The following is a 12,000-nucleotide window of genomic DNA, read 5'->3' as shown; positions in this document are numbered from 1 at the left end:
CGATGGGTCGGCTCGACGGCAAGGTTGCGATGGTGGTGGGTGCCGGCTCGATCGGGCCTGGTTGGGGCAACGGCAAGGCCACCGCGGTCACCTTTGCCCGCCAGGGTGCGCAGGTGTTTTGCGTCGATCGCAACGGCGCGGCCGCCGAGGAGACCGTGAAGATCATCGCGGACGAAGGCGGCCAGGCGAGCGCGTTCACGGCCGACGTCTCGCATGCGCGCGAGGTCGAGGCGATGGTCGCGGCATGCCTCAAGGCCTACGGCCGCATCGACGTGCTCGACAACAATGTCGGCATCGCCGAGATGGGCAGCGTGGTCGAAGTGACCGAGGAAAGCTGGGACCGGGTCTTCAGCGTCAACCTCAAGAGCGCCTATTTCGCCATGAAGCACGTCATCCCCGTGATGGTGAAACAGGGCGGTGGCTCGATCATCAACATCTCCTCGATCGCTTCGATCCGCCACATGGGCATCTCCTACGTCACGTACGGCACCTCGAAGGCGGCGATGAACCAGATGACCCGCACCACCGCGATCGAGTTCGCGCGCCACCATGTCCGCGTCAACGCGATCCTGCCCGGCCTGATGAAGACGCCGATGGTGGAACATTCCGCAGGTCTTGCGAACAGCTATGCCAAGGGCGATGTTGAAGCGATGTGGCGGGCGCGCGATGCGCAAGTGCCGATGGGCCACATGGGCGACGCTTTCGACGTCGCCAACGCCGCGCTGTTCCTGGCCTCGGACGAAGCGAAATATGTGACGGGCATCGAGCTCGTGGTGGACGGCGGGATCACGTGCAAGGCGGGGGCCTAGGCGTCGTTCCGTGTTCGCCGTCGTCCTGGACAAGCGAGCGTAACGAGCGCTGATCTAGGACCCATAACCCCAGGGAGAAGTTTGACAAAGGTTGGCGGCTCCGGCTTCTTCAACATTCGGCATTCGGGGTAATGGGTCCTGGCTTTCGCCAGGACGACATCATTGCGCCAGCGCCAGAATCCCGCCGGCGAATGAATGCCATGCCGCCGTTTCGCTGATCGGCCAGTTCAGCACCTTCACCGCCAGCAGCGCGAGCGTGCCGGTGATGTAGACTGGATGCACTCGGCCCGCGGTACGCCAGTCGCGTACCATGGCGACGACGAGCAGCAGCGAAGCGACCATCGCGGGCGCGATGGTGACGGGCACCGGCGGCGGCCCTGGCGGTCCCGAAGGCGCGAGGAAAGTGAGAAACCAGCGCGCGATCGCGGCATCGAGGATGGAGACCGCCGCGAGCAGCATCAGGCGTCTGTGAATCTCCGGCTTTCGCGTGTTCATGATCGCGAGCACGAATACACCAGCGAAGAACGCGATCCCGCTCATCGGCACGATCGAGAAGGCGATGCCGGCCTCTTTCTGGCCGAGCGCCGCGGAATGCTGCATCACATGGACGGAGGCGAGGAAGCCGAAGATCGTCATCGCGGTCGCGAGCGAAACGCCGGCGATGCCGAGCGCACGGTGATTGACCATGCGGCCTGAGGCGGCGAGCCACGTCTGGATCACGAAATAGAGAGACCAGGTGAAGAACAACAGGCCGTGGAAATGAATGACGGGGCTTGCGGACAATGTCCGGTTGGCGAGCGGCACAAAATAGGTCGGTGCGAAGCCGAGAAAGGCGGTGGCCGCGCAGGCCAGTGCCATGTGGAGATAGAAATATCGTGCGGGCGACGCATCTCGCGCGCGCACACGACGGTCGTCGATCAGGGTCGTCATGAGGGATGAGTCTGGAGAGGCGGCGTTTGGTTCAAACCCCTAGCCACCTGTGCAGGGCGCTTGTCGGGATGACGAAATCTAACCCCCCGCGCTCAGTTCCGCGCGATCGAGCTCCTCCTCGATCCTGTGAAACGCGTCGTCACCGATCACCTCGGTGGCCCGGAGGTCGAAGATCGGTTTTCGCGCGGCTTCGATGGCGCGGCGGCGCAGCGGATCGGCGGGCAATTCGCCGTTGGTGATGCCACCATGGGGATCGTCGTCGGCCTGCATCAGGATGGCACGATATTCGAGCCGCAGGATTTCGGCTTCCTCCGACGGATCGTCCTCGATCGCGTCGAGCGCCGCGCGATAGGCGACGGCGCGGGCGCGCGCGACCTCGATGCCGACGGGATTGTCGTCCTTGAGGCCGAACGCCAGGATCAGCGGCCGCAAGGTCAGGCCCTGCACGACCAGCGTGCCGAGCACGACCGCAAACGCCGAGAAGACGATGAAGTCACGATGCGGAAAGTTTTCCGGCAAGGCAAAGGCGGTGGCGAGCGTGACGAGGCCGCGCATGCCGCACCAGGAGATGATGAGGCCGCCCTTGGCGGAGGCGACCTGCTTTGGATCCTTGGGGTGATAGATCCCGTGCGCCACCAGCGTGCGTAGCGTCGTGCGGTAGAACGTGACCCAGGCCAGCCGGACCAGGACTACAGTGAGAAGGATCCAGGCGGCGGCCAGGCAATAGTCCCAGCGCACGTCCGCGTCCAGCCGCGTCCAGATCGGCCGCATCTGCATGCCGATCAGCATGAACGCGAGCACGTTGAGCACGAACACCATCGTATCCCACACCGCGTAGGACGGTACCCGCAACCGCGCCGGCATACGGGCGGGTGCAGCGCGTGCCATCGTGATGGCGTACACGACGATGGTGAGGATGCCGGAGAGGCCGAGATGTTCAGCGCCGATCCAGACCATGAAGGTGGTGGCGAATTGCATGATGATCGAACTGGGAGCCTCCGTGATCCGCACGATCACCAGTGGCATGACTCGCGCGGCGAGATAGCCGGCAACGACGCTGCCGACCAGCGCCAGAGCCATGGTTGGCGCGACCTGGCTCCATGCCAGATGCTCGGTGGCGATCGCTCCGACGGCGATGCGATAGATCAGGAGCGCGGTCGCGTCGTTGAGCAGGCTCTCGCCTTCCAGGACCTTCACCATCCGGTGAGGCAGCTTCACCTGGCTCAGGATCGCGACCGCGGCGGCCGCGTCCGGCGGGGCCACGATGGCGCCGAGCGCAACCGCGGCGGCCCAGGGCATATCAGGCATCAGCCGGTGCGCGACGTAGGCCACAGCGGCCGTTGTCAGGCCGACCGCGGCGACGACGAGGGTGGAGACCGGAACCCAATTGTTGCGGAGATCGCGCAGCGAGGTGTCGAAGGCGGCATCGAGCAGGACCGGTGCGACAAAAAGAGCCAACGCCAGGTCGGGCTCCAGCGCCCAGGACGGGCTGGACGGCACAAAGGCGATCAGCGCGCCCCCGATTGCGAGAAAGGTTGGATAGGGGACCTTGATCCGTCGCGCCAGCGCCGATAATGCAACGGCGCCGAGCAGAAGCACGATGATCCATTCGAATGTCGACACGTTGATCCCCGAAGCCGATTTGAGCGGCGCCACAAGCTAGCACCAATCCGGCCGTTTGATGGATAGTGCGGCCCCAAGGCAAGACCTCAAGGGGACCTTAACTCAAGACTTTCCAACTGTGGCGAGCATGCGTTTTCTCATTCAATGGTCCGGCGTCGGGTTGCTCTTTGCGCTCTCGTTCGTTGCGGCTCATGCTGCGACCGGCGGCGAGCCGGCCGCGGTGCCGCAGGTCGACATCGCGCCGTGCCTCGCGGCTGCCGCAGCCGACGACATCGACAAGGCCGCCACGGCCTGCGCCGCCGTGATCGACAACGAGAAGACGGCGAAAGGGGACCTGATCAAGGCGCTGATCGCGCGCGGCGGGCTTTATGCGCGGCACGACCAAGTCGACCGCGCGATCGCCGACGACAGCCGCGCGCTGGAGCTCGATTCCGGTCTCGCCGATATCTTCAACGCGCGGGGCGAACTCTGGCTAAGGAAGGGCGACAAGCCCAAGGCGGTGCAGGATTTCGGCGCGGCGTTGAAAATCGATCCGAACCACGAGAAGGCCAAGCCCAATCACAAGGCGATGGCGCGCGAGATCGAGCGGATCGGCGCGCAGATGGCAGTCGCGGGCAAGCCCAGTTTCATTTGCAAGGGTGTGCGCCGTCCCGTCGAGAAGGCGATCTGCGCCAACCGCGAGCTCGCAGATCTCGACCGCGAGATCTTTGCCGCCAACGCGCGCGTGTTGCGCGAAGCCCGCAATGCAGGCGAAGCGAAGGCGCTTCAACGCGAGCAGGACGATTTCATCGCCCGCCGCAACGCCGGGTTCGGCCGGCCGGGGTACGATTTGAAGAAGGCGATGCAGGAGCGGCTGCAGCGGCTCAACGGGGTGGACGGGTATTGAGGCTCCTCGTCTCGCTCGTAAGAGCGGGACGAAGGAGGGAAGGGATCGGTGCGCCGCTGGCACGCCTCGATTTGAACCGATTCTTTGGCTGCCGCGACAATGGTGAAAGCCTGATGTCCCGGAGCCCTATGCCATGTGCGGCACGCATCCTTCCGCGCAAATGCTCTCGTTTGCAAAAATCTCGTTTCGCTCGCTCCTGCTCAGCGCGGCAATGAGCGTCGTTCTCGTCGCCCCTGCTTCGGCCGGCGTCGATTGCGTAATCGGGAGCAAGGCCGCTCCGGCTGAGCTGATCCCGGCCTGCAGCGCCATCATCGACCAGGCCTCGAATCCATCCCTCGATCGCGCCGCGGCATTGCTGGTGCGCGCCGACGCCAATGCGCGAACCTCGGGCGGCCTCACGCAGGCGCTGCGAGATATCGATCGCGCCATCGCACTCGATGGCAAGAACGCAAAAGCCTGGCGCCTGCGCGGCGATCTCCTGCGCGAGGCCGGCGGCGATCTCAACCGCGCCGCGGCGGACCTCAGCAAGGCCATCGAGCTCGATCCGCAGGATTCGGAATCTTACGAGCTGCGCGGCGTCGTCTACACCAACCAGCACCGGCTCGACCGCGCGCTTGCCGATTACGACCAGGCGATCAGGCTGAAGCCTGACAATGCACAGGCCTGGTCCGACCGCGGCGTGACCTATTATCTCGGCGGCGACAACGAGAAGGCGATCCGCGATCTCAGCGAGGCGTTGCGCCTCGATCCGAACCGGCCGCGCAGCTACACCAATCGTGGCGCCGCCTACAAGAAGCTCGGCCAGCTCGACAAGTCGGTTGCCGACGACGGCGAGGCGATCCGGCTCGATCCGAAAGTGCCCGAATATTACGACAATCGCGGGCTGGCGCTGGCCGCGATGGGGGAGTACGACAAGGCGATTGCCGATTACGATCAGGCGCTCCGGCTGGCACCGCGGCCGAATTTCTTCACAAACCGCGGCGATTCCTACCACCTGAAGGGCGAGCTTGGCGCGGCGCTGAGCGATTACGAGGCCGCGCTGAAACTGGATCCGAATTTCGCGCAGACCTACAATAACCGCGCCGTGCTCTACAAGAAGATGGGCGAACGCAGGAAGGCGCTGGCCGACTATGAGACCGCGCTGCGGCTCGATCCCGGCAACGACAACGCCGCCGCCGGCCGCCGTGCCATGATCGCGGAGATTGCGAAATTCGGCGGCGAGCCGCTGCGGCCACTCGCGGCGAATTCCGACAATGGCCCGTCGTTCGATTGTGCCACTGCGAAGCGCGAGGTTGAGAAGGTGATTTGTGCCGATCCGCTGCTGGGGGTGCTCGATCGCCATATCGCCGAGACCTACGAGCGCGTGCTGAAATCGGCCGGGTCCCGCTTCGCCGGCGGCCTCCGTCGCACCCAGCGCGATTTCCTCACCACCCGCAATACGAGCTTCGGCCGCCCCGGCTATGATCTCAGGAAGGTCATGCAGGAGCGGCTGCAGCGGCTGAATGCGATGGATAGCTGAGCATTGTTCTTTTCAGCTTGAACCGCGGCCCGTTCCCGGGAAAATACCCCTCAAACAAGGCCGGTACTTGATCCCTGTCATGGCGGGACGTCTGTCCTGCAACAAGGTCAAGGCCAGGCGAATAAGGGAACGGGAGCGCGGGAATGAACGTCCGAGGAAACATCGACGGAAAAAGTCTCTATCACGAGGTTTATGCGCGCTCGCTGGCTGACCCCAAGGGCTTTTGGGCCGAGGTGGCCAAGGAGATCGACTGGATCGAGCCACCGAAAAAGATATTCGATCCCTCGCAAGGCGTCTACGGCCGCTGGTTCAGCGGTGGCGTCGTCAACACCTGCTACAACGCGCTTGACCGTCAGGTCGAACGCGGCCGCGCCGACCAGGTCGCGCTGATCCATGATTCGCCGCTGGCAAATAGCGTCACCAAATTCACCTACGCCGAACTGCTGGCCGAAGTGCAGGCGCTTGCCGCCATCATGCAGGATTTTGGTGTCGCCAAGGGCGATCGCGTCATCCTGTATATGCCGATGGTCCCCGAGGCCGTCGTCGCGATGCTCGCCTGCGCGCGCATTGGCGCGGTGCACTCCGTGGTGTTCGGTGGCTTTGCCGCGAAAGAGCTCGCCACCCGCATCGACGATGCGCAGCCAAAGTTGATTCTGTCGGCGAGTTGCGGCATCGAGCCCGGCCGGATCGTGCAGTACAAGCCGCTGCTCGACGAGGCGATCAGGCTTGCGGGGGCAAAGCCGAAGGCCTGCATCGTGCTGCAACGTCCGCAGCTCGTCTGCGCCCTCACGCCCGGCCGCGACTATGATTGGGCGGGCCTGCGCCGCAAGGCGATGAACGACTGCAAGAAGGCGCCTTGTGTGCCCGTCGCCGCTACCGATCCGCTCTACATCCTCTATACGTCAGGCACGACCGGCATTCCCAAGGGTGTCGTGCGCGACAATGGCGGCCATCTCGTCGCGGTGAAATGGTCCATGTTCAACATTTATGGCGTCAAGCCGGGCGAGGTCTGGTGGTGCGGCTCCGACATCGGCTGGGTGGTCGGCCACAGCTACATCGTCTACGGCCCGCTGCTGCATGGCGCGACCTCGATCATGTATGAGGGCAAGCCGGTCGGCACGCCCGATGCCGGCGCGTTCTGGCGCGTGATCAGCGAGCACAAGGCCGTCGCCTTCTTTACTGCGCCGACCGCGTTCCGCGCGATCCGGAAAGAAGATCCGGAAGGAAAATTCATCCGGCAATACGACCTCTCGACGTTCCGCACGCTGTTCCTGGCCGGCGAGCGCGCCGATCCGCCGACGGTGGAATGGGCGGAGCAGCAGTTGAAAGTGCCTGTGATCGACCATTGGTGGCAGACCGAAACCGGCTGGTGCATCGCCGGCAATCCGGTTGGCTTAGGTCAGCTGCCGGTGAAGCACGGGTCGCCGACGGTGCCGATGCCGGGCTATCAGGTCGACGTGGTCGACGAAGCGGCAAAGCCGGTCGGTCCGAACACCATGGGTTCGATCGTCATCAAGCTTCCGATGCCGCCGGGCTGTCTGCCGACGCTGTGGAATCAGGACGAACGGTTCAAGGAAGCCTATCTCACCGAATTCCCCGGCTACTACAAAACGTCGGATGCCGGCTACAAGGACGACGACGGCTATGTCTTCGTCATGGGCCGCACCGACGACATCATCAACGTCGCCGGCCATCGGCTCTCCACCGGCGGCATGGAGGAGATCCTGGCTTCGCATCCCGATGTCGCTGAATGCGCCGTGCTCGGCGTCAAGGACGCGATCAAGGGCGAGGTGCCCTGCGGCTTCCTGGTGCTCAAGGCGGGTGTGAAACGGGCCCCGGCCGAGATCGAGAAGGAGATCGTCGCGCTGGTGCGCGACAAGCTCGGTCCCGTTGCCGCGTTCAAGCTCGCCATCACCGTCGGCCGCCTGCCCAAGACGCGATCCGGAAAGATCTTGCGCGGCACGATCAAGAAGATCGCAGATGGTGAAGCTTGGACCATGCCGGCGACGATCGAGGACCCCAAGGTGCTGGACGAGATCGGCGATGCGCTGAAGGGGCGGGTGTGAGGTTTGCAATGGGGCTTGAATAGGCCGCATTTTTCCGCTCAATCCTCATCCTGAGGAGCGCGCCTGGCGCGCGTCTCGAAGGATGAAAGGCCCCGCTGCGGCAGCTTGGCCTGCATGGTTCGAGACGCCCGCTGCGCGGGCTCCTCACCATGAGGATGAAGGGCCTGCCATGAATTCGAAGCCGTTTCTAGCGATTGCATTTGCGGGCCTCATTCTCTCCGCCTGCTCCGCGCGCTACCAGACGCCGGTGGCGATGGGCGGCGATGATGACGATGCGGTCTGCCAGAGCCGCGGCTATGCGGCCGGATCGCCCGAATACGTGGCCTGCCGCAAGGACCGCGACGTCCAGCGCAGTTCCGCGACCACCCGCGCCGACCGCCGCCAGCGCGACCTCGGCGAATACATGCTGAACCATCCGGACCGGCCATAAAGGCTGCGCTGCGCCGGTGCGCTCGCAATGACGAGGTTGCTGAAGCTTCTTGCGTCAGACTAAAAAACGCGGCGGGTTTCCCCGCCGCGCTTGCATTCGATGACGACTGAAGAGCGGAAGGATTACTCCTCCTCCTGGTCCTGCTTCTTGCCGCCGAGCGTCTTCAGCTTGGCGAATACGGCATCGACGTTGAGATCGTCGCTGGACCTCTCCGCGGGTTCGTACTCGTCCTTCTTGGTGGTTTCGGAGGCCGGCAGCAAAGTGGCGCCGCCATAGGCCGCGTCGATCGGCTTTTCCTTGGCCGCGCGCGCGACCTCGAAATCAAGCTCGATCTGCGAGCAGAGGCCAAGGGTGACGGGATCAATCGGCGTCAGCTGGGAGGTGTTCCAGTGGGTGCGATCGCGGACACTGGCGATCGTGCTCTTGGTCGTGCCGACCAAGCGCATGATCTGGGCGTCCTTGAGCTCGGCATGGTTGCGCAGCAGCCAGAGGATGGCGCTCGGGCGTTCGTGGCGGCGCGAGACCGGGGTGTAGCGCGGGCCCTTGCGCTTGGGCTGCGGCGGCAGCACCACCTTGCTCTCCTGGAGGCGGAGCCGGTAGTCCGGGTTGTTCTCGCCCTTCTCGATTTCCTCGCGGGTCAACTGGCCATTGGAAAGGGGATCCATGCCCTTGATGCCCTGGGCGGCGTCGCCATCGGCGATCGCGCGCACCTCGAGGGGGTGCATTTTGGTGAAATCGGCGACCTGATCGAAGGTCAGCGCGGTGTTGTCGAGCAGCCAGACGGCGGTCGCCTTGGGCATCAGAGGTGCGTTGCTCATGGCAAATCTCCTTTGTGCTTCGCCCACCCCTTTGGAGGCGAAACCGGTGGTCATCAGCGATGACTGGGAATTCGCGCTATATAAGCCCGGAGGGGCTAGCCACGCAATGGTTCTGCTATAGATAGTGCCTTGACAGCGCCCGAAAGGGGGCCCAATTCCCTCTGAAGTCTCTGTAAGCCCGTACCCAAGCCCTGTTCATCCATCGACCGCTTCCCTCCCATTTGGCGAGGTGATTCGGTCCCGAGATCGCTCAATGTCAGCCAAACCAGACCTCAAGATCGTGCTTTGTTCTCCCCGTGGCTTCTGCGCCGGGGTGGTCCGGGCGATCGACACCGTGGAACGGGCGCTCGATAAATACGGCGCCCCCGTCTATGTTCGCCACGAGATTGTGCACAATAAGTATGTCGTCGATGGGTTGAAGAAGAAGGGCGCGATCTTTGTCGAGGAACTCGCCGAGATCCCGGAAAACACCACCGCGCCGGTGGTGTTCTCGGCCCATGGCGTACCGAAATCGGTTCCCGCCGACGCCACGTCCCGCAATTTGTTCTCGCTGGATGCGACTTGCCCCCTGGTCACCAAGGTGCACCGCGAGGCCGCGATCCATTTCAAGCGCGGCCGCGAGATCTTCCTGATCGGGCATTCCCATCATCCGGAGGTGGTGGGCACGCTCGGCCAGCTCCCGACCGGCGCCGTGACCCTGATCGAGACTGCCGAGGACGCCAAGACCATCGCCCCGAAGGACCCGAACAACCTCGCCTTCGTGACCCAGACCACGTTGTCGATCGACGACACCGCGGAGATCGTGGCGCTCCTGAAGGAACGCTTCCCGAACATCAACGGGCCGCACAAGGAAGACATCTGCTACGCCACCACCAACCGCCAGCTCGCGGTGAAGAAAGTGGCGCCGGTGGTCGACGCCCTGATCGTGGTCGGTGCGCCGAACTCGTCGAACTCGCAGCGCCTGCGCGAAGTCGCCGAACGCGAGGGTTGCCCGATCGCCGTGCTGGCGCAGCGCGCCACCGAAATCGACTGGAAGCGGTTCGAGAACATCACCAGCCTCGGCATCACCGCGGGTGCCTCGGCACCGGAAGTGATCGTCGAGGAGATCATGGACGCGTTCGCCGAACGCTTCACGCTGCATGTGGAGACGGTCTCGGCCGCGGAAGAGAACGAGTTCTTCCCGCTGCCGCGCCAGGTGCGCCCCGAAGCCGCCGCCGAGTAGACCTTCATGGCGGTCTACACCGACGTTGCCGCCGACGAGCTTGCGGACTTCCTCAATCAATACGATCTCGGTGAACTGCTCTCCTACAAGGGCATCGCCGAGGGCGTCGAAAATTCCAACTTCCTGCTGCATACGACCAAGGGGTCGTTCATCCTCACGCTCTATGAGAAGCGCGTGGCGAAGAACGATCTGCCGTTCTTCCTCGCGCTGATGACGCATCTGGCCGAGCACGGCGTCAACTGCCCGCTGCCGGTGAAGGGAACGGACGGCGAGGCGTTGCGCGAGCTGTCGGGCCGGTCGGCCGCGATCATCACCTTTCTCGAAGGCGTCTGGCCGCGCAAGCCGAACGCGGTCCATTGCGCCGGCGTCGGCGAGGGGCTCGCCAGGATGCATCTGGCCGGCGCGAATTTCGCGATCAGGCGCGCGAACGCGCTGTCGGTCCCGGGCTGGCGGCCGCTGTTCGATGCCGCGTCACAGCGGGCCGACGAGGTGCAGCCCGGCCTGCGCGCGTTCCTGAGCCACGAGCTCGACTACCTCGAGAGCGGGGTCTGGCCGACGCAGCTGCCCGAAGGCGTGATCCACGCCGACCTCTTCAACGACAACGTCTTCTTTCTCGGCGACAAGCTCTCGGGGATCATCGACTTCACTTTCGCCTGCAATGACTGGCTCGCCTATGATGTCGCGATCTGCCTCAACGCCTGGTGCTTCGAGCCGGATCATTCCTTCAACGTGACCAAGGCCCGGGCCTTCCTCAATGCCTATGGCCGGGTGAGAAAGCTGTCCGAGGCGGAAGAGACCGCGCTGCCGCTGCTCGCGCGCGGCGCCGCGATGCGCTTCCTGCTGACGCGGCTGGTCGACTGGCTCAACGTTCCGCCCGGCGCGCTGGTTCGGCCGAAGGATCCGCTGGAATATGTCCGCAAGCTGCGCTTCCACCAGAGCGTTTCCAGCGTGCGCGACTACGGGCTGATGCCGTCGGGGCTGGTGGCGTGAGCGAGCTTCCGATTGTCACGATCTACACCGACGGCGCCTGCTCGGGAAATCCGGGGCCCGGCGGCTGGGGCGCGATCCTGAAGTTCGGCGACAAGGAAAAAGAACTGAACGGTGGTGAGCGCCACACCACCAACAATCAGATGGAATTGATGGCGGCGATCTCCGCGTTGGAAGCGCTGAAGAAGCCGTGCACGGTCGATCTCTATACCGACAGCCAATATGTCCGTCAGGGCATCACCGGCTGGATCCACGGCTGGAAGCGCAACGGCTGGCGCACCGCCGACAAGAAGCCGGTGAAGAATGTCGAGCTATGGCAGCGCCTGGATGCCGCGCTGAAGGCCCATGACGTGCGCTGGCACTGGGTCAAAGGTCACGCAGGCCATCCCGAGAACGAACGCGCCGACCAGCTCGCGCGCGACGGGATCGTGAAGGCGCGGTTACAGGCGCGGGTGGCGGAGTAGCGCGGATCGGCGCTCTTGCTCATGCTCCGCCGTCATCGCCCGGCTTGATGTTTAGACCGGACAGATCACTGACAGGTGTTCGGAGACATAGCTGACACTTCAAACTGGGCTGGAATGGTCGATTCGGGAGGCCTTCCATGCCCTGGAACGAGGTGTCGGTGATGGATCAGCGACGGGAGTTTGTGCGGCTTGCGTTGCAGGAAGGGGCGAACCGGCGGGAGTTGTGCCGGCGGTTCGGGATCAGTC

Annotated in this window: 11 protein-coding genes; 8 read left to right on the top strand and 3 right to left on the bottom strand. The window is 64.2% G+C overall.

Features of this window, described 5'->3' with window-relative positions:
• Nucleotides 1-2: 2 nt before the first annotated feature.
• Entirely contained in the window at nt 3-809 is an 807-nt protein-coding gene (locus ACIPUD_RS31325) for an SDR family NAD(P)-dependent oxidoreductase (RefSeq protein WP_446482199.1), read from the top strand.
• 159 nt (nt 810-968) lie between these two features.
• Here the strand turns inward: ACIPUD_RS31325 and ACIPUD_RS31320 are convergent, their stop codons facing one another.
• Both ACIPUD_RS31320 and ACIPUD_RS31315 read right to left on the bottom strand, forming a co-directional pair.
• Entirely contained in the window at nt 969-1,739 is a 771-nt protein-coding gene (locus ACIPUD_RS31320; RefSeq protein ID WP_204512521.1) for a hypothetical protein, read from the bottom strand.
• A gap of 78 nt (nt 1,740-1,817) precedes the next feature.
• Nucleotides 1,818-3,395 carry a cation:proton antiporter gene (locus tag ACIPUD_RS31315; RefSeq protein WP_446482198.1) on the bottom strand — a complete coding sequence of 526 codons (1,578 nt, stop codon included), beginning with the start codon at nt 3,393-3,395 and terminating at the stop codon, nt 1,818-1,820.
• Nucleotides 3,396-3,489: 94 nt separating this feature from the next.
• Between ACIPUD_RS31315 and ACIPUD_RS31310 the strand changes: the two genes are divergently transcribed.
• From ACIPUD_RS31310 to ACIPUD_RS31295, 4 genes are all read left to right on the top strand, one after another.
• Nucleotides 3,490-4,248: a tetratricopeptide repeat protein gene (locus ACIPUD_RS31310; protein WP_204512519.1), complete on the top strand. Its 759-nt coding sequence runs from the start codon at nt 3,490-3,492 to the stop codon at nt 4,246-4,248.
• A 133-nt stretch (nt 4,249-4,381) separates the two neighbouring features.
• Nucleotides 4,382-5,767 carry a tetratricopeptide repeat protein gene (locus tag ACIPUD_RS31305; RefSeq protein WP_446482197.1) on the top strand — a complete coding sequence of 462 codons (1,386 nt, stop codon included), beginning with the start codon at nt 4,382-4,384 and terminating at the stop codon, nt 5,765-5,767.
• Between the two features lie 143 nt (nt 5,768-5,910).
• Nucleotides 5,911-7,833 carry a propionyl-CoA synthetase gene (locus tag ACIPUD_RS31300; RefSeq protein WP_446482196.1) on the top strand — a complete coding sequence of 641 codons (1,923 nt, stop codon included), beginning with the start codon at nt 5,911-5,913 and terminating at the stop codon, nt 7,831-7,833.
• Nucleotides 7,834-8,002: 169 nt separating this feature from the next.
• Nucleotides 8,003-8,263, top strand: coding sequence for a hypothetical protein (locus ACIPUD_RS31295; RefSeq protein WP_018453135.1), 261 nt, complete (start codon nt 8,003-8,005; stop codon nt 8,261-8,263).
• A 122-nt stretch (nt 8,264-8,385) separates the two neighbouring features.
• Here ACIPUD_RS31295 and ACIPUD_RS31290 read toward each other — a convergent pair whose 3' ends face one another.
• Nucleotides 8,386-9,081: a DUF1013 domain-containing protein gene (locus ACIPUD_RS31290; protein ID WP_027565675.1), complete on the bottom strand. Its 696-nt coding sequence runs from the start codon at nt 9,079-9,081 to the stop codon at nt 8,386-8,388.
• 253 nt (nt 9,082-9,334) lie between these two features.
• Here ACIPUD_RS31290 and ispH point away from each other — a divergent pair, with 253 nt between their 5' ends.
• From ispH to rnhA, 3 genes are read left to right on the top strand one after another with little or no spacing between them, the layout of a single operon-like run.
• Entirely contained in the window at nt 9,335-10,303 is a 969-nt protein-coding gene (gene ispH, locus ACIPUD_RS31285; RefSeq protein WP_007597506.1) for a 4-hydroxy-3-methylbut-2-enyl diphosphate reductase, read from the top strand.
• A 6-nt stretch (nt 10,304-10,309) separates the two neighbouring features.
• A complete protein-coding gene (locus ACIPUD_RS31280) occupies nt 10,310-11,293 on the top strand; it encodes a homoserine kinase (protein ID WP_085350802.1) in 984 nt (327 codons plus the stop codon).
• Complete coding sequence (gene rnhA / locus ACIPUD_RS31275; protein ID WP_007597503.1) at nt 11,290-11,754, top strand: ribonuclease HI; 465 nt, start codon at nt 11,290-11,292, stop codon at nt 11,752-11,754. The genes ACIPUD_RS31280 and rnhA overlap by 4 nt, the downstream gene beginning before the upstream one ends.
• Nucleotides 11,755-12,000: the final 246 nt, after the last annotated feature.

The sequence above is a fragment of the Bradyrhizobium sp. CAR08 genome, from assembly GCF_052871955.1.
The sequence above is the reverse complement of the archived record's forward strand: the minus strand, read 5'-3'. Positions and strand labels throughout refer to the sequence as shown.